The sequence below is a fragment of the Bacillus sp. F19 genome (assembly GCA_023823795.1).
In the GTDB taxonomy this organism is placed as follows: domain Bacteria; phylum Bacillota; class Bacilli; order Bacillales; family Bacillaceae; genus Bacillus_P.
The window spans coordinates 5,017,839-5,039,231 of record CP085710.1; the positions used below are offsets into that span (position 1 = coordinate 5,017,839).

General features: G+C 40.4%; 21 protein-coding genes and 1 pseudogene. 15 read left to right on the forward strand and 7 right to left on the reverse strand.

Annotated elements, in window-relative coordinates; translation table 11 throughout:
• Positions 1–30: 30 nt before the first annotated feature.
• Positions 31–1,497, forward strand: coding sequence for an alpha-amylase (locus tag LIT25_25735; protein USK33850.1), 1,467 nt, complete (start codon positions 31–33; stop codon positions 1,495–1,497).
• 230 nt (positions 1,498–1,727) lie between these two features.
• Here the strand turns inward: LIT25_25735 and LIT25_25740 are convergent, their stop codons facing one another.
• Both LIT25_25740 and LIT25_25745 read right to left on the reverse strand, forming a co-directional pair.
• The gene (locus LIT25_25740) at positions 1,728–3,944 is read right to left on the reverse strand and encodes a GHKL domain-containing protein (GenBank protein USK33851.1); all 2,217 of its coding nucleotides are present in this window, start codon (positions 3,942–3,944) and stop codon (positions 1,728–1,730) included.
• Entirely contained in the window at positions 3,922–4,614 is a 693-nt protein-coding gene (locus LIT25_25745) for a response regulator transcription factor (GenBank protein ID USK33852.1), read from the reverse strand. The genes LIT25_25740 and LIT25_25745 overlap by 23 nt, the downstream gene beginning before the upstream one ends.
• A 195-nt stretch (positions 4,615–4,809) precedes the next feature.
• On the opposite strand from LIT25_25745, the gene LIT25_25750 reads away from it, so the two are divergent.
• Positions 4,810–5,067, forward strand: coding sequence for a zinc ribbon domain-containing protein (locus tag LIT25_25750; protein ID USK33853.1), 258 nt, complete (start codon positions 4,810–4,812; stop codon positions 5,065–5,067).
• 102 nt (positions 5,068–5,169) lie between these two features.
• On the opposite strand, the gene LIT25_25755 is transcribed toward LIT25_25750, so the two are convergent.
• Positions 5,170–5,778, reverse strand: coding sequence for a DNA-3-methyladenine glycosylase (locus LIT25_25755; GenBank protein USK33854.1), 609 nt, complete (start codon positions 5,776–5,778; stop codon positions 5,170–5,172).
• A 47-nt stretch (positions 5,779–5,825) separates the two neighbouring features.
• On the reverse strand, positions 5,826–6,062 hold the full coding sequence (locus LIT25_25760) for an AraC family transcriptional regulator (protein ID USK33855.1): 237 nt from the start codon (positions 6,060–6,062) through the stop codon (positions 5,826–5,828).
• Positions 6,063–6,230: 168 nt separating this feature from the next.
• Between LIT25_25760 and LIT25_25765 the strand changes: the two genes are divergently transcribed.
• The 7 genes from LIT25_25765 (at position 6,231) to LIT25_25795 (ending at position 12,399) form a co-directional block, all read left to right on the forward strand.
• Complete coding sequence (locus LIT25_25765; GenBank protein ID USK33856.1) at positions 6,231–6,563, forward strand: Gfo/Idh/MocA family oxidoreductase; 333 nt, start codon at positions 6,231–6,233, stop codon at positions 6,561–6,563.
• A 21-nt stretch (positions 6,564–6,584) separates the two neighbouring features.
• A complete protein-coding gene (locus LIT25_25770) occupies positions 6,585–7,172 on the forward strand; it encodes a hypothetical protein (GenBank protein ID USK33857.1) in 588 nt (195 codons plus the stop codon).
• A gap of 16 nt (positions 7,173–7,188) precedes the next feature.
• A complete protein-coding gene (gene pepT, locus LIT25_25775; GenBank protein USK33858.1) occupies positions 7,189–8,427 on the forward strand; it encodes a peptidase T in 1,239 nt (412 codons plus the stop codon).
• Between the two features lie 197 nt (positions 8,428–8,624).
• Positions 8,625–9,731: an ABC transporter ATP-binding protein gene (locus LIT25_25780; protein USK33859.1), complete on the forward strand. Its 1,107-nt coding sequence runs from the start codon at positions 8,625–8,627 to the stop codon at positions 9,729–9,731.
• The gene (locus LIT25_25785) at positions 9,721–10,524 is read left to right on the forward strand and encodes an ABC transporter permease (protein ID USK33860.1); all 804 of its coding nucleotides are present in this window, start codon (positions 9,721–9,723) and stop codon (positions 10,522–10,524) included. Before LIT25_25780 ends, LIT25_25785 begins: the two co-directional genes overlap by 11 nt.
• A gap of 1 nt (position 10,525) precedes the next feature.
• Positions 10,526–11,329 carry an ABC transporter permease gene (locus LIT25_25790; GenBank protein ID USK33861.1) on the forward strand — a complete coding sequence of 268 codons (804 nt, stop codon included), beginning with the start codon at positions 10,526–10,528 and terminating at the stop codon, positions 11,327–11,329.
• A complete protein-coding gene (locus LIT25_25795) occupies positions 11,326–12,399 on the forward strand; it encodes an ABC transporter substrate-binding protein (GenBank protein USK33862.1) in 1,074 nt (357 codons plus the stop codon). The genes LIT25_25790 and LIT25_25795 overlap by 4 nt, the downstream gene beginning before the upstream one ends.
• 69 nt (positions 12,400–12,468) lie before the next feature.
• Here the strand turns inward: LIT25_25795 and htpG are convergent, their stop codons facing one another.
• Positions 12,469–14,349 (reverse strand): molecular chaperone HtpG, encoded by a 1,881-nt coding sequence (gene htpG, locus LIT25_25800; GenBank protein USK33863.1) that lies wholly within the window; start codon positions 14,347–14,349, stop codon positions 12,469–12,471.
• A gap of 270 nt (positions 14,350–14,619) precedes the next feature.
• Here htpG and LIT25_25805 point away from each other — a divergent pair, with 270 nt between their 5' ends.
• The 6 genes and pseudogenes from LIT25_25805 to LIT25_25830 all read left to right on the forward strand — a co-directional run bounded on the left by LIT25_25805 (position 14,620) and on the right by LIT25_25830 (position 20,226).
• On the forward strand, positions 14,620–14,970 hold the full coding sequence (locus tag LIT25_25805; GenBank protein ID USK33864.1) for a MarR family transcriptional regulator: 351 nt from the start codon (positions 14,620–14,622) through the stop codon (positions 14,968–14,970).
• A 12-nt stretch (positions 14,971–14,982) separates the two neighbouring features.
• Positions 14,983–15,450, forward strand: a pseudogene (locus LIT25_25810) (MFS transporter).
• A 289-nt stretch (positions 15,451–15,739) separates the two neighbouring features.
• Positions 15,740–16,429 (forward strand): response regulator transcription factor, encoded by a 690-nt coding sequence (locus LIT25_25815; protein USK33865.1) that lies wholly within the window; start codon positions 15,740–15,742, stop codon positions 16,427–16,429.
• Positions 16,426–17,430 (forward strand): sensor histidine kinase, encoded by a 1,005-nt coding sequence (locus LIT25_25820; protein ID USK33866.1) that lies wholly within the window; start codon positions 16,426–16,428, stop codon positions 17,428–17,430. The genes LIT25_25815 and LIT25_25820 overlap by 4 nt, the downstream gene beginning before the upstream one ends.
• A gap of 101 nt (positions 17,431–17,531) precedes the next feature.
• Positions 17,532–18,293: an ABC transporter ATP-binding protein gene (locus tag LIT25_25825; protein ID USK33867.1), complete on the forward strand. Its 762-nt coding sequence runs from the start codon at positions 17,532–17,534 to the stop codon at positions 18,291–18,293.
• Complete coding sequence (locus tag LIT25_25830; protein USK33868.1) at positions 18,283–20,226, forward strand: ABC transporter permease; 1,944 nt, start codon at positions 18,283–18,285, stop codon at positions 20,224–20,226. Before LIT25_25825 ends, LIT25_25830 begins: the two co-directional genes overlap by 11 nt.
• A 73-nt stretch (positions 20,227–20,299) precedes the next feature.
• Here the strand turns inward: LIT25_25830 and LIT25_25835 are convergent, their stop codons facing one another.
• Complete coding sequence (locus tag LIT25_25835) at positions 20,300–20,491, reverse strand: hypothetical protein (GenBank protein ID USK33869.1); 192 nt, start codon at positions 20,489–20,491, stop codon at positions 20,300–20,302.
• Between the two features lie 120 nt (positions 20,492–20,611).
• Complete coding sequence (locus tag LIT25_25840) at positions 20,612–21,280, reverse strand: YdeI/OmpD-associated family protein (GenBank protein ID USK33870.1); 669 nt, start codon at positions 21,278–21,280, stop codon at positions 20,612–20,614.
• Positions 21,281–21,393: the final 113 nt, after the last annotated feature.

The following is a 21,393-nucleotide window of genomic DNA, read 5'->3' on the forward strand; positions in this document are numbered from 1 at the left end:
GAAAGACAACAATGAAAAGGGGAATTCGGGATGGAACAGAATCACACAATGATGCAGTTTTTTGAGTGGCATGTACGACCTACTGGAACACATTGGAACAGGCTGAAAAAGTTAGCGCCGGAGCTTAAGGAAAGAGGCATAGATTCCATTTGGATTCCTCCCGTTACAAAAGCCCAATCTAGAATTGATGTCGGGTATGGTGTGTATGATTTATATGATCTGGGAGAGTTCAATCAAAAGGGGTCTGTCCGAACGAAATATGGCTTAAAGAAGGAATTAATTGCTGCCATTAAAGCCTGTCACGATAACGGCATTGCCGTTTATGTGGATTTGGTTATGAATCATAAAGCAGGAGCCGATGAGACGGAACTATTTAAAGTGATTGAAGTGGATCAGGAGGACCGCACTGAAGAATTATCGAAGCCGGTTAATATTGAAGGCTGGACAAAATTCAACTTTCCCGGACGAAAAGGAAGGTATTCGTCTTTTGAATGGAATTTTGAGCATTTTAATGGAACGGATTACGATGCGAAAAACGATAAAATCGGCATTTTTAAAATTGTCGGTGACAATAAAGACTGGAATGAAAATGTTGATGGGGAATTCGGCAATTATGATTACCTAATGTTTGCCAACATTGACTATAATAATGAAGAAGTTCAGGATGAAATGATTTCATGGGGCAAGTGGCTTGCAGATACGCTTCAGTGTGATGGGTACCGCCTTGATGCCATTAAACATATCAATCATGAGTTTGTTCGGAGGTTTGCTGAAGAGCTATATGAAGACCGCGGGGAAGATTTTTATTTTGCAGGCGAGTTTTGGAAATCAGACTTAAAAGCATGCCAGGATTTCCTTGATAAGATTGACTTCAAAATGAGTTTATTTGATGTGTCTCTTCACTACAAGCTTCATGAAGCATCCATGAAAGGAGATGAATTTGATCTCTCAACCATTTTTGAGGATACCCTTGTCGGCTCCCATCCAGAACATGCCGTCACATTTGTTGATAATCATGATTCCCAGCCGGATGAAGCGCTTGAATCATGGGTTGAAGATTGGTTTAAGCAAAGCGCCTATGCTCTGATTCTTCTCAGAGAACAAGGCTATCCTTGTGTATTTTATGGTGATTACTACGGAATTGACGGAGACAATCCAATCGATGGCAAAAAAGAAGCGATTGATCCCCTCCTCTATGCCAGACAAACAAGAGCCTATGGTGAGCAGGAGGATTACTTTGATCATCCAAATACAATCGGCTGGGTAAGACGCGGCGTTGATGAAATTGACCGTTCCGGCTGTGCAGTCGTCATTTCAAATGGCGGTGAAGGGGAAAAACGGATGTGTGTCGGCGAGCACCATGCAGGTGAAGTATGGGTGGACTTAACTGGCACCCGTGAAGAGCATATCACTATTGATGAAGATGGCTTTGCGACGTTCCCGGTTAACGGAAAAAGTGTTTCTGTCTGGGCTCGTCCAGATGAAGATGTTGAATAGATGAAAGTGAACAGCCGGTATCCTGGATATGGAAACCGGCTGTGGTTTTTGGGTCTAATTCTTGAGAATGCCGTTAAACTCGCCGCTTTTTAGATTCATCACTCAGCATTTTTTAAAATATCCAATACTTAATCCCATCACTTTTAAAAATAATTCCATGACTTTCATGATTATTCCCATTACTTTTGAAAATGATCCTTTATATTCATCTCACATAGCAATTGAGCAGGTCATTCCGCATCCAACGAGATAGTGACCTTAAATAAATCTCCATCCACTTCAATCTCCAATCTGCCTCCGTGAAGCTCAACAATCGATTTGGCAATCGTCAGGCCCAGTCCGGATCCTTCGGTATGACGTGATGAGTCTCCGCGTTTAAACCGTTCAAATAATTCATCTGTGTTTTCGCTGAGCTCATACTTCGTTACATTCTTAAAAGAAATAAGGACTTGATCCCCGGTTTTTTTAACGGAAAGGTACACTCTAGTATTCTCTAAGGAATACTTAAGGATGTTGCCAATCAAATTTTCAAACACTCTCCACATTTTTTGCCCATCTACGACTGCATAAACAGGTTCATTCGAATGAGTCACCCTGAATTGCAGAGAAGACTGGCTGATTGCTTCATTATATTCAGCAAGCGCCTGCTGCAGAAGCTGCGCAATATCTACGTTTTGTTTTACTAGATCAATATTGCCGCTCGCCATTTTTGACGCCTCAAACAAATCATCAATCAGGATTTTCAGACGCTGTGATTTGCGGTCAACAATTTGCACATAGGAATCTCGTTCCTCTTCTGACAGATTCGGATTTTTCAATAATTCCGTATAGCTGATGATCGAAGTAAGCGGTGTCCGCAAATCGTGGCTGACATTCGTAATCAGCTCCGTCTTAAGCCGTTCGCTTTTCACTTGCTTTTGCTGTGAGGTTTTTACCCCATGCTTTAATGCATTAATATTCGCTGATAGATTAGCCAGAACGGTTTTTCCCTTAACCGGCAAATCGGTTTCGAGATTCCCGATCATAATGGCATCTGTGTTCGTGACGATCTGATTGAAATATGCCAGCCGTTTGAATAAAAGCAGCACAACGGGAAGGCCAATGATCAGGAACAGCGGGAAATAAATCAGGATATAAACAGGCTCAATGATGACAACAATGGCACCTGCGCCAAAGGCAAAAACAATGAATAATAGAATCATCAGCTGAACACCTGTTTTTTGAATAAGGAAGGCTCCTGATGCGATTTTGAACAGCTTATAGAGAAGGGCAGTCTTCCATTCAGATTTCAGGTCTGCTTCATTCCTAAAGCGATTGAAAAGCAGGGCTGCCTGAATAAACAGAGCGGCAATAAAAAACGTTCCGGCCATCAGGAAAAGCAGGGAATAAACCCACTCATATCCAAACCGATATGGATAATAATCACTTATATCAAATGAAACAAGTAAAGCTCCCATGAAAGAGATAAAACTGAGCAATATTCTTATATCCAGGGGAATCCGATGATAGGTCTGACCCCATCTGCTTTTTTGCAGCCCTTCATAAAACGGCCGTCTTCTTAATAAGAAAAAGCTTATTAGAAGTGCCGCCAGTCCGCTTATGGAATGGCTGTAAAATAAAGTCTGTGATTTTTGAAAATCTCTGTATTCAGTCATTATTTCACTATCATCAGGTGCTGTCTTCGGCAGAGCAATTTGTCCGGCAAACCTTGATTCTTTCATATCAGACATGGTCCCTATCACTTCACCGTCTCCGAAATAATGAAACCCATCATTTGATGTGATATAGCCTTTAGAACCGGGATAGCTCTCTATATAAAGCATTTCTTTATTATTCATGTATTCTTTAGAATCTTCATTCTCATCCATGTTTAAGTTTGTAAACACTTCGCCTGTATCAATATCTTTCAGGTAATAGACAAATAATTTCTCATTCCTATTAAATTCAGAACGCATATACTCGTAGTCTTCTCTATAAAGCTTATCAATACGGGATTCTTTTTCTTTGATAATTTTTTCCCGGACATATTCTTCATCTTTAAAATTCTTTGTAATATCTTCAATCTTCTTGTTTCTTTCCTCCGTATATACCTCTTCAGCAGCCTTATTTCCATTATTCTTGGCTGATTGAATCTGACCTTCGTATTGACTTTCAATGTCCATGATTTGTTCCGTTAAGTCGCCATATCTGTAGCGGTGTTCTTCTATTTCTTCTGCTGAAACGGTGATTTTCTTTTTGGCCTCTTCTTTTGTCATGCCATTTAATTCAAACAGACTGATCAAATTAGCGAAATAGCTGACTCTATCCTGAAATTCATAGGATTGAAAATAAGTCTTAAAGAGATACCGCTCTCCCTTTGACAAACCTGCAATCACACCGCTTAATCCATATGTCAGCAAGAACATGACAATCAAAAACTTCAGACTATTTTTCCATTTTGTACCCAATTCCCCATACCACCTTTAAAAACCTCGGATTTTTAGGATCGATTTCAATCTTCTCTCTTATCTTCCTGATATGAACCGCCACTGTTTTTTCTGCATTATAGCCAGGCTCATTCCATACACGTTCATAAATTTCATTAATAGAAAACACGCGGCCGGCATTCAGCATCAATAATTCGACAATGCTGTATTCAATGCGGGTAAGCTTTACGTTCTCACCGTGCACCGTCACTTCTTTAGCTGTTTGATCAAGGGTAAGACCATTCAGATCTACGGTCTTTTTCACCCCTTCATATGTACCAAGCGTCACATACCGTCTTAACTGTGATTTCACTCTGGCAATCAGCTCCATGGGGTTGAACGGTTTGGTCACATAGTCATCTGCCCCGACCTGCAGGCCTAGTATCTTATCGGTGTCTTCACTTTTGGCACTCAGTATAATTATCGGAATGTTTTTTTTCTCGCGGATTTTAAATGTTGTTGAAATGCCGTCAAGGCGCGGCATCATAATATCCAATAGAATCAAATGAACAGAGTGCTCATTCAGTTTTTCAAGAGCTTCTATGCCGTCTTTTGCTTTTATCACAGTTATGTTTTCATTCTTTAAATAGATTTCAATCGCATCGCGAATTTCTTTATCATCATCCACTACTAAAACGTTATAATTTGTCATTTTCTCACGCTCCTTTCAAAAGTATATCTGTTTTCATGTTATTATCTACAGTCTAATAGGAAATTCTTAACACTCTGTCTATGGAATGTTTAAGAATTTCTTAAGAAAATATTCTTTATTAGCTAAGAAAGAATGACCTATGCTTTTCTTTAACAATACGGGATAATGCAGAAAAGATTTGAGGTGAATGTTTCTTTGGAAACTTATAAGAATTGTCAAAGCTGCGGTATGCCTTTATCCAGAGATGAACACGGAGGCGGAACAGAAGCAAACGGAACAAAAAGCAGTAAATATTGCAGTCATTGTTACCAAAATGGAGCCTTTACAATGCCCGACATCACTTCAGATGAAATGAAAGAAAAAGTAAAGAGTAAAATTAAGGAGTTTGGTTTTCCTGGGTTTCTTACTGGTTTATTTACACGCAATATCCATAAGCTTGAACGCTGGAAATAAAGGTGCTTCTTATTTGCCGAGGTGTTTTGCGGCGGAGATTGAAGCAATTTACTATTTTCATCTGATCATGATAAAAAAGCTGCCTCCTGGGAGACAGCTTTTTTAACTGAAATTGTTCCTCTTTGAACCCGATACAAACCGGTTCCCGCTCACCCAGAATCTCCATGGATATTCTCTTGCCTCTCCGCTGTTGTCGATTCCAATTCGCGGTCCTGCAGATGTAAGTTCAGGTTCTCTGCCTTCAGCGATATACAGTGGCGCCTCCCATAAAGGACGTCCATAATCTTCTTTTACAATCCCTAATGCTTTAGTCAGTTTTCCGGGCCCATTTGTGAGATCTTGCTCCCTTTTAACCGGACCTCGCCGTTCATACATCAATTCAAGTCCTTCAACCGGCTCTACACCTCTAATTAAAATGGCTTCAGGAGAATCTATCACTCCACTTACAACATTTACAAGGCAGTGTGTGTGCATGACATATGTATATGTATACCCAGCTGGACCAAACATGACTTCTGTTCTTGCCGTACGCCGGTTATTGAAGCTGTGTGCAGCCTGATCGCCTGGTCCGATATAGGCTTCAGTTTCAACAATTATTCCTGCAGCAATGCCTTCTGCTGTTTCTTTTACCAGAATTTTTCCGAGAAGAGCCTGGGCTAATTCCAGTGTAGGCTTATTAAAAAAGGACGAATGAATAGGCTGATGAATCAAGTTGTTCACCTCTTTAAAGATTTCTCTTTAAATCATACCAAATGGAATTAATTCAAGCTAAACTTTCGTAAAAAGGAGGCAGCCGCCATCTCAAGTCTATGCCTCTTTACATAACCCGCTGGCGTTTCGCCTGTAAACTTCGAGAAAAGGCGATGGAAATGATAAGGAGAATAGGTGGAAACCTTCGCTAAATGAGCTAATGTTAATTTCACTTGCAAATTTTCTTCTATATAATTTTGAACTCTTGAACTATGGGTTCGCTGTTCTTGATCAAATACAGTCATTCGCTTAACTCCTATACTGAATCGTACTTTATACTCCCTAATTATCAGCCAGCATACCAGTTAAAACGGATTTTCACTCTTTCTCTTTTTTCGAATGGATACTATGAATGCATCAGATTTCTTAATATAATTAATTATCAGTTTTATTTTCAGAAAGGCGGACTATAAATGATTAGGGCAGCTATTATCGGATTAGGTGCAATCGGACAGCGATTAATAAAGAACTTTACAGACCATCCAGATATCATTATTTCAGCTATATGTGACCGGAATGCTGAAGTTACACGTGAAACATCTGAAAGACTTAAAAATGTGTCTTCATTTACTGACCATGCAAAAATGCTTGATGAAGCAGAAATCGATCTAGTTTATGTAGCAGTTCCGCCCAAATTTCATCATGGGGTTGTAACCGATGTAATTGCAAGGGGCAAACATGTCTTATGTGAAAAACCTTTGGCAAACTCATTGGAAGAAGCAGAAAGTCTTTATATCCAAGCATAAGAAAAAGGAATCATCCACGCAATGAATTTCCCTTTGAATTATAGTGCTGGAAGCAAAACCTTTGCGTCCCTCATAAAAGAGGGATATGTTGGAGAACTGAGACGGCTTGAGTTAAAGATGCATTTCCCTGAATGGCCGCGCCCGTGGCAGCAAAATGACTGGGTAGCAAGCCGTGAACAAGGCGGTTTTGTACTGGAAGTCGGCGTTCACTATATTCAGCAAATCCAAAAAATCTTCGGTCCTGTCCATGTTTTGAATAAAATAGTTCAATATCCAAAAGATCCAGCTGGCTCTAAAATTGGAATCCTGGCTCAAATGGAGCTGCAGGACGGCACGCCTGTCTTATTCGACGGCCTGAGTCAAATTGCAGGAATGGAAGAAATCCGATTTACTGCTTATGGGACAGAAGGAACTCTATCCTTGCTGAACTGGTCGGCACTCGAAGGAGGCAAGCATGGCGAACCTATACAAGGGATTGATTCAGACAGTTCACTTGCCAATTCTTTAATTGATGAGCTTGTAAAAGCCCTGAAAGGCGAAAAAGCTGAGATTATTGATTTTGAGGCAGGCTATCAGGCACAGAATATTTTAGAAAAATTAAGAAGATAAGAAGGGTTGATGAAAAATGAAAAATGAAATCATTGAACGATTTACTTCCTATGTAATAATTGACACACAATCTAATGACAGCAGCGAAACATGTCCTTCCACTGAAGGGCAGCTGACACTCGCACGAACACTTACAGAAGAACTGAAAGCAATTGGCTTAGAGGATGTAAGCATAGACGAATTTGGGTATGTGATGGCCACTCTTCCATCCAATACAGATAAGCAGGTTCCAACGATCGGCTTTTTGGCACACATTGATACCGCAACTGATTTTACCGGGAAAAATGTGAATCCGCAGGTTCATGAAAACTATGACGGACAGGACATCCTGCTGAATGAATCAGAACAAGTGACTCTGTCTCCAAAGGACTTTCCTAATTTATTAAACTATCAAGGCCATACCCTTATAACAACAGATGGCACCACTCTGTTAGGAGCTGACAATAAAGCGGGTATAGCTGAGATTATGACAGCGATGGACTATTTAATCAGGCATCCTGAGATGAAGCACGGCAAAATCAGAGTGGCTTTTACTCCTGATGAGGAAATCGGACGCGGACCACATAAATTTGATGTGGCTGCTTTTGATGCGAAATACGCTTACACAGTGGACGGCGGTCCTCTCGGAGAGCTGCAGTACGAAAGCTTCAGCGCAGCCGGGGCTTCCATTACAATTAAAGGCACCAACATACACCCTGGAACGGCTAAAGGAAAAATGGTGAATTCCATTAAGATCGCAATGGAGCTGCAAAGCAAGCTGCCGGCTGAACAAGCTCCTGAATTAACAGAAGGCTATGAAGGCTTCTTCCATCTTCTATCTATAAGCGGGGATGTTGAGCAAACGAAGCTAAGCTACATTATCAGAGACTTTGATAAGGAAGAGTTCCAGCAGAAAAAGCAAACGATGGCCGGTGCTGTTGATGAATTGAAGGAGAAATACGGAAGCGAACGCATCGTCCTTGAGATGAACGATCAGTACTACAATATGCGTGAAAAAATCGAGCCTGTTAAACAGATCGTCGACATTGCATACAAAGCGATGGAAAACCTGGACATTCAGCCAATTGTTGAACCGATCCGCGGCGGCACAGATGGATCCCAGCTCTCCTATATGGGCCTTCCTACCCCGAATATTTTTACAGGCGGAGAGAATTACCACGGCAAGTTCGAATATATTTCAGTTGATAATATGCAAAAAGCAACACAGGTTATTGTAGAGATTGCGAGATTGTTTGAAGAGAATGCAGCTGACTGATTTGACAAATAAAAAACGCTTTGGGTGAAAATCCAAAGCGTTTTTGATATTCATTTACGCTATTAAAGGGAGCTAGTTTTCACTGTTTTCTTTCCCGCCATTTCATGTATAATTATTCATGATAAATATGGAAAAATTGACCGTTTTCTTTAAATATTTCTTTGTTAAAATCCGAGCAAACTAAGAGGGAGAATGATATGACAAACACAATTATTCAGTTTAAGCAGGTTACAAAACAATATGACAATGATCCTGCCGTCCTCAATCATGTCAGTTTTGAAATCGAGCGCGGCAAATTTTATACACTTCTTGGTCCTTCAGGCTGCGGCAAGACAACAATCCTGCGGCTGATTGCCGGATTTACTGAAGCTTCTGAGGGAGAAATTCTTTTTAACGGAAAAAAAATAAACGATGTTCCTGCTAACAAACGCCAAGTAAATACCGTGTTTCAGGATTATGCACTGTTTCCTCATTTGAATGTTTTCGAAAATGTTGCATTCGGACTGCGCATAAAAAAAATGAATAATCGGGATATTGAATCGAAAGTAAGAGAAGCCTTAAGCTTTGTAAACCTTGATGGATATGAAAAAAGGGAAATTCGGGAAATGTCCGGAGGCCAGCGCCAGCGGGTCGCAATTGCACGTGCGATTGTCAATGAGCCGGAAGTTATTCTACTTGATGAACCTTTGTCAGCCCTGGACTTAAAGCTTCGGACCGAAATGCAGTATGAGCTGCGCGAACTTCAGCAGCGTCTTGGCATTACCTTTATCTTTGTCACTCATGACCAGGAAGAAGCACTCGCGATGTCAGATGAAATTTTCGTTCTGGACAAAGGGAAAATACAGCAAAGCGGGACTCCAACAGATATATATGATGAGCCGATTAACCGCTTTGTTGCTGATTTTATTGGCGAATCCAATATTGTAAAAGGGACCATGCTTGAGGATTACCTTGTAGAATTCACCGGCAGAAAATTTGAGTGTGTCGATCAGGGTCTGAATCCAAATGAACCTATAGAGATCGTCATTCGTCCTGAAGATTTGGAAATCACTTCTTTGGAACGCGGGAAACTCCAGGTACGCGTTGATTCCCAATTGTTCCGCGGTGTTCATTATGAAATCAGCAGCTATGACAAGGATGGAAACGAATGGCTCGTTCATTCCACAAAGAAAGCCACAGTCGGAGATGAAATCGGCCTTTATTTTGACCCGGAAGCGATCCATGTTATGAGATTCGGTGAGACCGAAGAGGAATTTGACAGGCGTTTAGAAGCCTATGCAGATGGAGAAGAGCATGGAAAATAAGCTGACCCGAAATTTGTATATGATTCCCTATGCTCTTTGGATTGCTCTCTTTGTTATTGCACCGATTGTTCTTGTTCTTTATTATTCTTTTATTGATATCGAAGGAAACTTATCGCTTGCCAATTACCAGAACTTCTTCACACCGGTCTACATGAAAATGACCTTGAGTTCATTTTGGTATGCTTTTTTGATCACAGTTCTTTCCCTGCTTATTGCATACCCAACTGCTTATTTGCTGACTTATACAAAGCATAAGCACCTTTGGCTGCTGCTGATTATTGTCCCTTCCTGGATTAATTTATTGTTAAAAGCCTATGCTTTTCTTGGCATTTTTGGTACGTACGGTGTTGCTAACAGCTTTTTAGAAGCAATCGGCATTGGCTCGCAGCAGTTATTATTCACCGATTTCAGTTTCATTTTTGTATCGGTTTATATCTTTATCCCATTTATGATTTTGCCTATATTCAATTCACTGAATGAATTAAATCCAACCCTGCTGGATGCAGCGCGTGATTTGGGCGCATCAAGCTGGACCACCTTCCGCAGAGTCATTTTCCCGCTTACGATTGATGGCGTTAAAGCTGGCTGCCAGCTGGTCTTTATACCCGCTCTTTCCCTGTTCATGCTGACAAGACTGATTGCGGGAAACAGAGTGATCACACTCGGCACTGCGATTGAACAGCATTTCCTTGTGACTCAGGACTGGGGTATGGGGTCGACCATTGCTGTCTTTTTGATTATTTTTATGTTTCTGATTATCTTCCTTACCGGAAATCGAAAGCGGGGTATGTAAGTTGGATAAGAAAATATCCCCTCTATCCAGGGTCTTTTTAATTTTGATCTTTCTCATCCTATATACGCCAATTTTCTTCCTTGTGTTTTATTCGTTCAACAGCGGCGGTACGATGTACAACTTTGAAGGATTTACGCTTGATTGGTATAAGGAGCTTTTCACAGATACGAGGCTGCTGATCATCGTGCTGAACACACTCGTTATCGCCTTGCTGTCAGCACTTATTTCCACCATTATCGGTGTTCTTGGAGCACTTGCCATTCATTCTTTTAAAAGCAGACAAACCAAAAACACATTGCTTTCATTGAATAATGTGCTGATTGTCAGCCCTGACGTTATTATTGGCGCTTCGTTTCTAATCCTGTTTACGATGGCAGGAATCAAGCTTGGATTTTATTCGGTCCTCTTATCTCATATTGCATTCAGCGTTCCGATTGTTGTCTTAATGGTTCTGCCGAAACTGATGGAGATGAGTCCAACCTTGCTTGATGCAGCAAGAGATCTTGGCGCAAGCAGCTGGAATGTCCTGACTAAAGTGACCTTGCCATTTATCACACCGGGTATTTTTGCAGGATTCTTTATGGCTCTTACGTTCTCTCTTGATGATTTTGCTGTTACCTTTTTCGTAACCGGCAATGGATTCACTACGCTGTCTGTTGAAATCTATTCACTTGCGCGCCGGGGAATCTCATTGAATATTAACGCCTTATCAACCCTGCTTTTCCTTTTCACAGTCCTGCTTGTGATTGTTTACTACTTCATCACGCAGCGAAATAAGCAAAGCGGATTGGGGGTAAGAAAATGAAGAAGCTGGTCCGCGTTATCTTCGCGATTATTCTCGTGTCGGGCATCCTTATGTATGCTGTTTCAGAGTTGAACTCTTCACAGGGCTACTCAAGCGGCAATACGCTTACGATCTTTAACTGGGGAGACTACATCAATTCCGATCTGGTTGACCGCTTTGAGAAAGAAACAGGCATTAAAGTCATCTATGAGACCTTTGATTCCAATGAGGCGATGATGACAAAGATTGAACAGGGCGGAACGACTTATGATATTGCCGTTCCATCTGAATATATGATTGATAAAATGAGACAGGAAGATTTGCTTATCCCTTTGGATCATTCAAAGCTTCCGAACTTGAAAAATATTGATGACCGGTTCATGGATTTGCCATTTGACCCTGAAAATAAATATTCCGTTCCTTATTTCTGGGGAACTGTCGGCATTGTCTATAATCCAACGATGATAGACGGAAAAAAAATCACGAGCTGGAATGACCTTTGGGATCCCGATCTGCGAAATGAGATCCTGCTGATTGACGGGGCAAGAGAAGTGATGGGAATGGGCCTAAACAGCCTCGGCTACTCTCTAAATGATACAAATAAGGATCATTTAGAGGAAGCAAAACGAAAGCTTGATTCCCTCACTCCAAATGTCAAAGCAGTTGTTGGAGATGAAAGCCGGATGCTGCTGGAAAATCAGGAAGCAGCAATTGGGCTTGTATGGTCCGGGGTTGCATCAGAGATCATGTATGAAAATGAAGATCTGGAGTATGTAGTTCCTGAGGAAGGCTCAAACTTATGGTTCGATAACATGGTTATCCCGAAAACAGCCAAAAATGCGGAAGCTGCCCATCAGTTCATCAATTTCATGCTGGATGCTGAGGTAGCCGCAGAAAATACCGAATATGTCAGCTACTCCACACCTAACAAAGAAGCCTTAAAATACATGCCGGAAGAAATGGTAAACGATGAGCGCTTCTATCCCCCGCCTGAGCTGACGGAAAAACTGGAAGTGTATGAGAACCTTGGCAAAAAGAATTTGGCTTATTATAATGAGCTGTTTTTAAAATTTAAGATGCATCCGAAATAAGAGAAAGGGAGTCCTGGTTTTCAGGACTCCCTTTTCTGCTTATTTCGCACTTTTAAGGTTTGTTTCTTTTTAAACCATTATTTTGCAAATATCATTCGTAAACTCTACCGGATCTTCAATCGGCAAACCTTCGATCAGGAGCGCCTGATTAAATAACAGGTTTGTATACAGCGCTAATTTTTCTTTATCCTTTTCAAAGGAATCTTTTAAAGAAGCAAATACTTCATGATTTCGATTAATTTCAAGAATTTTTTCAGCCTGTATATTCTGGTTGTTCGGCATCGCCTTCAGGATCTTTTCCATTTCCGTCGTCACTTCGCCTTCTGTTGCGATGCAGACTGGATGCGACTTCAGCCGCTTTGAAATTCTTACATCCTTCACTTTGCCGCCAAGAATCGTTTTCATCTCTTCAAAGAGTTCTTTATTTTCTTTCGCTTCCGATTCTGCACTCTTTTCATTCTCGCCTGCTTCTATGCCTAAATCTCCGCTTGAAATCGATTTGAACTCTTTTTCCTGGTAGTTCATCAGCATTCTGATCGCAAATTCATCCACTTCATCCGTGAAATATAAGATATCATAGCCTTTATCAGCCACAACCTCTGTCTGCGGAAGCTTTTCAATTCGTTCATAGCTTTCTCCTGCAGCATAGTAGATGTATTTCTGATCTTCAGGCATGCTTGAAACATATTCATCAAGAGTGATCAGCTTTTTCTCTTTTGATGAGTAGAACATGAGCAGGTTCTGAAGATCTTCTTTGTTTGCACCAAAATCACTGTAAACGCCATATTTCAGCTGTCTTCCGAAAGAGTTATAGAATGTTTCATACTTTTCTCTCTCATCTTTTAATAAACTTTGCAGCTGGCTCTTAATTTTATTCTTGATATTTTTTGCAATCAGCTTCAGCTGGCGGTCATGCTGGAGGATTTCTCTTGAAATGTTAAGAGATAAATCCTCAGAATCTACCATTCCTTTTACAAAACTGAAATAGTCAGGAAGCAGGTCTGAGCATTTTTCCATGATTAACACACCATTAGAGTAAAGCTCTAGTCCCTTTTCAAACTCTTTAGAGTAGTAATCATACGGAATCTGCTCAGGGATATAGAGAATTGCATTGTATCTGACGGCACCGTCCACACTGATATGGATATGTTTTAACGGTTTATCAAACCCATAATGTTTTTCTGCATAAAAATTCTCGTAATCTTCCGAAGTGAGCTCATTTTTATTCTTTCTCCAAATCGGAACCATGCTGTTGATCGTCTGTTCTTCTAGAACCTCTTCAAACTCTGTTTCGCTGTCTTCTTTGCGTTTTCTCTCCGTTACGTCCATCTTAATTGGGTAACGGATGAAATCAGAGTATTTTTTAATGATGGCTTTTAAGCGGTATTCTTCTAAATATTCATCATACGAATCGTCTTCTGTGTTTTCTTTGATGCTAAGGACAATCTCCGTTCCGACCTCTTCCTTCTCACAAAGCTCGATCGTATAGCCGTCTGCTCCCTGAGAATGCCATCTGCAGGCATCTTCACTGCCGATTGTTTTCGTTGTCACAGTGATAGCGTCTGCTACCATGAAGGCTGAGTAAAAACCAACCCCAAATTGACCGATAATGTCATGGCCATCCTTCAGCTCATTTTCACTTTTAAAAGCGAGAGAGCCGCTTTTCGCAATAATTCCAAGGTTGTTTTCAAGTTCTTCTTTTGTCATCCCAATCCCCGTATCTGAGATTGTTAATGTTCTTTTTTCCTTGTCTGCCCTTACCTTTATGTAGTAATGGTTCTGGTCAAATGATAGGCTGTCATCTGTTAAAGCTTTGTAATAAATTTTATCAATCGCATCACTCGCATTTGATATCAACTCTCTTAAAAAGATTTCTTTTTGAGAGTAAATTGAGTTGATCATCATTTCCAATAGTCTCTTAGACTCCGCTTTGAACTGCATTTTTTCCATTGTCATTCTCCCTTCGAACTGCTTTTTAGCACTCTTTTCATGAGAGTGCTAACCACTATTTAAATAACATATATTCCCGTTTTGTGTCAATATCCATCTTCAGGTTTTCGGCTCGTAGACAATCAATGACTGTTTTTGTTATAATAGTTACCTAGAGTAACTATTATCAAGGGTAACTATTTATTTAATGAGGTGTTTCCTATAAAAACATATCAAAAGTTTTTTCAGCAGCTTCTGCTGTTATACCGTCCTTTTGAAAACAGACTGAATATGGAGCTTGCCAAACACGATTTATACAGAGCTCAATGGTCTGTTTTGCATTATTTATGGAATTACGGAACAGCTGCGCTTGTTGAGCTTGCCGATTATCAAAGTGTTGAAAAGCCTACCGTTACAAGAACCATCAGCCGCCTTGAGGAACTGGGGTATGTAGAGCATGTTCCCGGCAAGGATAAGCGTGAAAAGAGAATGCAGCTTACGGACCTTGGGAGAAAGGTATACGGGGATGTTCGAGTAACAATCGATGACTATGAGCAGGAAATTTTAAAAGGAATTTCAGAAAACGAACAGCTTGAGGTGATCCGGATCATGAAAGATATTCGGAACAATATTAGAGAGTAAGGTGGCAAAAACGTGAATCAGACAACATCCAAATTATGGACGAAAGACTTTATTGTCGTGTCGTCCATCAATTTTTTCTTAACGTTAATCTTTTACTTATTAATGGTGACTATTGCTGTTTTTGCAGTGAATGAGTACAGTGCCTCTACGAGTGAGGCGGGACTTGCAACCGGTATTTTTATTATAGGCGCATTGATTGGCCGGCTTTTAATTGGAAGGCTCATTGTAACTTTCAGCCGTAAAAAGATCCTGTATACTGGGCTTATTCTATTTACCCTGACAACAGCCTTTTATTTCTTTGAATTTGGACTTGGCTTCCTTCTTTTCAACCGTCTTCTCCATGGAATTACCCTGGGTATGGCAAGTACAGCAACAGGCACTATAGTAGCACAGATTATTCCCGCTTCGCGAAAAGGGGAAGGCATCGGGTACTACAGCATGAGTACAACTCTTGCAACAGCCATCGGCCCTTTCATCGGGCAATTGATAATGATTATCATTATATATAAAGACTGAAATTAATGCAATGGCTTTTTGAAATTCATAGATTAGAGGGAATCTCATTTTTCAAACAAAAAGCCTTATTTATTTTTGATAAATTAGAGAAGTGGTTAACGATTGGGAATTAACAGTTTATAGATTCTTGTTCAAATACATTTTCAGGAATCAAGAACAGATTTTATGATTTCAATATACCTCCCCCTATAGCTTACAAATTTATTTTGCTATACAATTATTGTAAAAGAAAGCTGACAGTGTGGTGATTTTATTGTTCAAACTTTTACTGATCGAAGATGATATAACGCTCTTTAACGAGATCAAAGACAGGCTTTCTCAATGGTCGTATGAGGTATACGGAATTACGGATTTCAGCAGGGTCATTCAGGAATTCTCAGAAGTAAAACCAGATTTGATCATCATTGATATTCAGCTGCCGAAGTTTGACGGCTTTCATTGGTGCAGGATGATCCGGTCGCATTCGAATGTGCCGATCATTTTTCTTTCCTCGAGGGATCATCCGACTGATATGGTCATGTCTATGCAGCTTGGTGCTGATGATTTTGTTCAAAAGCCCTTTCACTTTGATGTGCTGATTGCGAAAATCCAGGCCATTCTCCGCCGTGTTTATAACTACAATACAGAGCAAGTAAGTCTGAAAACATGGTGCAATGCTGCGGTTGATTATGAGCGAAATACCGTTACGAATGAAACAGGCTCCGTTGAACTGACAAAAAATGAAATGTTCATTCTTAAACTCTTGATTGAACAAAAAAACAAAATTGTCTGCAGAGACAAGCTCATGAACAGCTTGTGGGATGATAAACGCTTTATAAGCGACAATACGTTAACAGTGAATGTCAATCGCCTGCGAAAGCGCCTGGATGAAATTGGTCTTGGTCATTTTATAGAGACAAAAGTAGGCCAGGGATATCTTGCGGCAGAAGAGGAAACGGTATGATCCTCCGTTTCTTAAAAGAGCGCCGCAGCTGGATTCTGTTCTTTATTATGATCCATTTATTTATTCTCTTTATTGCTTTCATTGACTCAGCCATTCCAGTGCAGCCAGTCCTGTATATGGTTTTTCTTTCCATAATTTCTTTTATTGTCTTCTTAGCCGTTCGGTACAATAAAGAAACTGCATTTTATAAAAGGCTGGAAGATCGGGAAAACAACCTTGATATATCAAGCATTCCAGCTCCGGATAGCCCGTTTGAACAATTGGTTGAAAAGACGCTCAGCGAACAGGCACAGGCGCTGAAAAAAGATGCTTTGCACAACAGAATTTCGCTTGAACAGGAAAAGGATGAACTTTTATCGTGGATTCATGAAGTGAAGACTCCGCTCACTGCCATGCATTTAATGATCGAACGCATGGAAGACGATGTGATGAAAACTCACTTGACGTATGAGTGGCTGCGGATTCACCTTTTGCTTGACCAGCAGCTGCATCAAAAACGGATTCCGTTTATTGAAAATGATTTATACATTGAAACAGTTGATTTGGAAAACGTGATTTTCAGTGAAATTAAAACACTTCAAGCATGGTGTATTCAAAAAGGGATTGGTTTTGACATTCAGCTTGATCAAAAGGAAGTCCTTAGTGATGCAAAATGGCTTGCATTTATTATTAGACAAATTTTAACGAATGCAGTGAAATACAGCGAGGCGTCAGACATTATCATAAAAAGCTGGAAGCAGGATGATCAAATAAGAGTTCAGGTGAAAGACTACGGCCGGGGCATCGATCCAAAGGACCTGTCCCGCATATTCGATAAAGGCTTCACATCGACCATAAACCATCATGATCATGCTGCTACAGGGATGGGGCTGTATCTGGCTAAAAAAGCAGCCATACCGCTGCTGATTGATCTTCACGCGCAGTCTATTATCCACACAGAAACAGCATTTACGTTAACTTTTCCAAAAAGAAATGATTTTACAGCCGTCATTAGCGTGTGACAAGAATGTCACATGCTTTTCTATTTTGTTCGCACAATAAAAGGAAAAGGACCTTTCTTCTTTTTATAATTAAGATATCGAATTAAGAGGAGGAAGCAAGTATGGCGATATTAGAAGCATCAAAGCTCCATAAAAGCTACGGAAATAAATTGAATAAACAGGAAGTCCTTAAAGGAATTGACCTTACGATACTAGGAGGCGAATTTGTCAGCATTATGGGTGCGTCCGGCTCGGGCAAAACAACGCTGCTGAATGTTCTGTCTTCAATTGATAAAGTGAGCGGAGGGACCATCCAAATTGAGCACAAAGAAATGACGGGCATGAAGGAAAAGGAGCTTGCTGAATTCAGAAAGCATCATCTCGGATTTATTTTTCAGGATTATAACCTTCTGGACACGCTGACAGTAAAAGAAAATATTCTGCTGCCGCTTTCCATTTCAAAGGTACCTAAAAAAGAAGCGGACCAGAAATTTCATGCATTAGCAAATGAGCTCGGCATCTACGAGTTAAAAGATAAGTATCCGAATGAAATTTCCGGCGGACAGAAGCAGCGTACTTCTGCAGCACGTGCCTTTATTCATGAACCAAGCATCATTTTTGCCGATGAACCGACGGGCGCACTTGATTCTAAATCCGCTGCTGACCTGCTGAATAAATTGACCGAACTAAACGAAAATAGAAAAGCAACCATTGTCATGGTCACGCATGATCCGGCTGCGGCAAGCTACTGCAGCAGAGTCATCTTTATAAAAGATGGACAAATCTACACACAATTGAACAAAGGGGAGCAAACAAGACAGGCTTTCTTTAAAGATATCATCAAAACACAAGGCGTCTTAGGCGGTGTGCAGTATGAACATTAATCAGCTCATCGTCAAAAATCTGAAAAAGAACCTGAAGAATTACTATCTTTATATCTTTGCACTCATTTTCAGCGTAGCGCTTTATTTTGCTTTTGTCACTCTGCAGTATGATCCTTCCATGGACGCGGTAGAAGGTTCTATCAAAGGCGGCGCCGCCATCCGGGCTGCATCTGTCCTGCTGATTGCCATCGTGACGATCTTTTTGCTCTACGCCAATAACATTTTCATTAAACGCCGCAGCAAAGAGATTGGGCTGCTTCAGCTGATCGGATTGACAAAGCATAAGATTTTCCGCATTTTAACGGCAGAAAACTTCCTGCTGTATTTTGGATCTTTGGTTCTTGGTATTTTCGCTGGATTTGCGGCATCAAAATTGGTGATGATGATCTTATTCAAAATTACCGGCGTGGATGACGTAGCTAAACTCCACTTTTCCAACCAGGCGTTCATTCAGACACTGATTGTCTTCCTCGTCATTTACTTTCTCATCATGCTGATGAACTATCTGTTTATTAAAAGACAGAGCATCCTCTCGCTGTTCAGAGTGCTCTCATCCGCAGAAGAAAAAGTTAAAAAGATGTCCTTTTTCGAAATGGCCATTGGCATTTTGGGCATCATTATGATTGCGGCCGGGTATTATGTTTCCTCTAAGCTTTTTGGCGGAGACTTTAAATCCATGATGGCTCTATATGGCGCCATGTTGTTTATTCTCGGTTCTGTCATCCTTGGAACCTATCTTTTTTACAGAGGGTCCGTCAGCTTTATTTTCCATCTCATCAGAAAGAAAAAAGATGGCTATTTGAGAGTTAGCGAGGTTCTGTCTCTTTCATCCATCATGTTCCGGATGAAATCAAATGCCCTGCTGCTGACAATCATTACGACTGTCTCAGCACTGGCGATTGGGTTGCTGTCCTTGAGCTACATCTCTTATTACTCAGCTGAAAAAACCGCAGAAAATCAAGTGCCCGCTGACTTTTCCTTTACTGAAAGCGAAGATGCTGCACTGTTTGAAAAATCTCTGGAATCTGCTGGGATAGCGTATAAGGATGAACGAATTGATGTATTCATGGCTGAAGTGGATATCAGCGACATTTTCAGTGCCAAACTTGAAGGGCTGAATTATGATCCGAGCAAGATGACTCTTCCTGTCATCAGTGAAAAATCCGCAGGAAAAAACCTTTCAAAGGACGAAACGATTTTCACAGGCTACAGCGATCTGCTCCAAAAATTCATGCCGCTTGATGATAAAGGAACCGTTACGCTACTTGGAAAAACAACAAGCATTCAGCAAACGTACTTGGGAATGGAAAAAGATTCTCCCGTGTCCTGGTATTTTACAGCCGGAGGAATGCCGACAGCCATTGTCGATGATTCGGTCTTTAAGCAGCTGAAAAAGGATATGAATCCTGATGTTCAGCAGCCGGCATCTACTTATATTGCTGTTGAAATAGCGGATCAGGACGAATTAAAAGAAGCCAATACCATTTTTACGTCCTTAAAACTGGGCGAAAACGCACCAAACGATTCCCAGCTTGAAGTTCTGAACAGCCAGAAGCGCAACATGGGGATGGCCATGTTCATCGTCGGCTTCCTTGGGCTGTCATTTCTGGTCACATCCGGATGCATTCTTTACTTTAAACAAATGGGCGAGAGCGAAGAGGAAAAACCGAATTACACCATCTTACGTAAACTTGGCTTTACACAGGGAAACTTGCTGAAAGGCATTCAGTCCAAACAGCTTTTCAGTTTTGGGATTCCATTAGTGATCGGGCTTTTGCACAGTTATTTCGCCGTACAATCGGGATGGTTTTTATTTGGAGCTGAGGTTTGGACACCAATGATCATAGTTATGGTGCTGTACACTGGATTGTATTCGATTTTTGGGGTGCTTTCTGTGCTTTATTATAAGAAAATGATTAAAGAAGCTTTGTAAAATGCAAAAAAGGCTCCAGCTGCGTCTGGGGCCTTTTTCTTATGATCCGAAGCAACAATTGGATAAAAAAGACCTACCTTTTCGGTAAGTCCAATGCTTGATAGGCAAGCTGATATTTTCCGCCTTCAGCAACTTCTGCATGGTACAGGGCTTTGAGGGCAAAGTTTTTCTCAAGGCTGTGTTCCTTCATCATTCCATTCAGCTTAACTTGCAATTCCTGATTTTCTTTAATCAGCTGTTTCATCTGTGATTTTAGATACTTCATATGAAAGTTAACTCCTTTCAGATACCCAATTTATCTACCAAGAGCAGTTTTAATCTTTTAAAAATACAGCAACGAAACTGTCAAAAGTTCAGGAGCCAAGGCACCTTCGTTTTTATATCATTATTTATTCCTTCGATATAAATCCCGGCTCTTGAAACCCTTCCCAAGAATCATTTTCATTTCATCACGCCGTTTTGCTCTTGTTCCCCCTTGTTTTGCGCTATAAACATAACGGGCCCAATCCTTACGATATCCTTGGGTGAGTGATTGATAGAAAGCAAATAAATCTGGAGTATCCTGCAAATCTTTCTCTACATCTGATATAAATCCGATATAATCATCAACACATTGACTTGCTTTTGCAGATGTGTGATTTTTGCTTTTAGAGTCTTCTTTTAGACCAACAACCGTAAAGACATCATCCAATCCGACCATACGGGCAAATTTTATGCTGCTTGTCCCAACATAGCCATTTTCATCTGCCCCTAAGCCAACTAATAATTCATCTCGATGGATATAGGCAGGATATACTTTATTTCCCTTTTTAGGATAAGCCAAAAAGAGATAGCCGTTTTTATTTAAATGATTTTTATCGATAACCTTTTTTACAAGTTTCTTTAAAGAGTCCATATCTAATACAAATGCAAAAATAAGGTCATAAGCATGATCAGCTAATTCTGTGTCATAATCCGTTAATTCTGCTAAATAATCTGCACCATTTGGTAAGTGCAGTACAGCTGTCTCTTTATATTTTAGTAAGTTTAATTTTTCTGTGATTTTTTTGGCCATCGTTATTCACCCGTTTCATTTATTCTAAGATTTTTTTGTTTAAGAAAAAATTGCGGATGCTTTATTATGATAAGGCTCACCGCACCATTCTAACGGCGAATTTCTATTATAAG

Excerpts from the sequence above, each read along its gene's own strand:
- htpG (USK33863.1), bottom strand. The coding sequence starts at position 14,349 with ATGGAAAAAATGCAGTTCAAAGCGGAGTCTAAGAGACTATTGGAAATG.
- LIT25_25785 (USK33860.1), top strand. The coding sequence starts at position 9,721 with ATGGAAAATAAGCTGACCCGAAATTTGTATATGATTCCCTATGCTCTT.
- LIT25_25840 (USK33870.1), bottom strand. The coding sequence starts at position 21,280 with ATGGCCAAAAAAATCACAGAAAAATTAAACTTACTAAAATATAAAGAG.
- LIT25_25770 (USK33857.1), top strand. The coding sequence starts at position 6,585 with ATGAATTTCCCTTTGAATTATAGTGCTGGAAGCAAAACCTTTGCGTCC.
- LIT25_25820 (USK33866.1), top strand. The coding sequence starts at position 16,426 with ATGATCCTCCGTTTCTTAAAAGAGCGCCGCAGCTGGATTCTGTTCTTT.
- LIT25_25825 (USK33867.1), top strand. The coding sequence starts at position 17,532 with ATGGCGATATTAGAAGCATCAAAGCTCCATAAAAGCTACGGAAATAAA.
- LIT25_25780 (USK33859.1), top strand. The coding sequence starts at position 8,625 with ATGACAAACACAATTATTCAGTTTAAGCAGGTTACAAAACAATATGAC.
- LIT25_25830 (USK33868.1), top strand. The coding sequence starts at position 18,283 with ATGAACATTAATCAGCTCATCGTCAAAAATCTGAAAAAGAACCTGAAG.
- LIT25_25765 (USK33856.1), top strand. The coding sequence starts at position 6,231 with ATGATTAGGGCAGCTATTATCGGATTAGGTGCAATCGGACAGCGATTA.
- LIT25_25805 (USK33864.1), top strand. The coding sequence starts at position 14,620 with ATGGAGCTTGCCAAACACGATTTATACAGAGCTCAATGGTCTGTTTTG.
- LIT25_25795 (USK33862.1), top strand. The coding sequence starts at position 11,326 with ATGAAGAAGCTGGTCCGCGTTATCTTCGCGATTATTCTCGTGTCGGGC.
- LIT25_25745 (USK33852.1), bottom strand. The coding sequence starts at position 4,614 with ATGACAAATTATAACGTTTTAGTAGTGGATGATGATAAAGAAATTCGC.
- pepT (USK33858.1), top strand. The coding sequence starts at position 7,189 with ATGAAAAATGAAATCATTGAACGATTTACTTCCTATGTAATAATTGAC.
- LIT25_25735 (USK33850.1), top strand. The coding sequence starts at position 31 with ATGGAACAGAATCACACAATGATGCAGTTTTTTGAGTGGCATGTACGA.
- LIT25_25760 (USK33855.1), bottom strand. The coding sequence starts at position 6,062 with ATGACTGTATTTGATCAAGAACAGCGAACCCATAGTTCAAGAGTTCAA.
- LIT25_25835 (USK33869.1), bottom strand. The coding sequence starts at position 20,491 with ATGAAGTATCTAAAATCACAGATGAAACAGCTGATTAAAGAAAATCAG.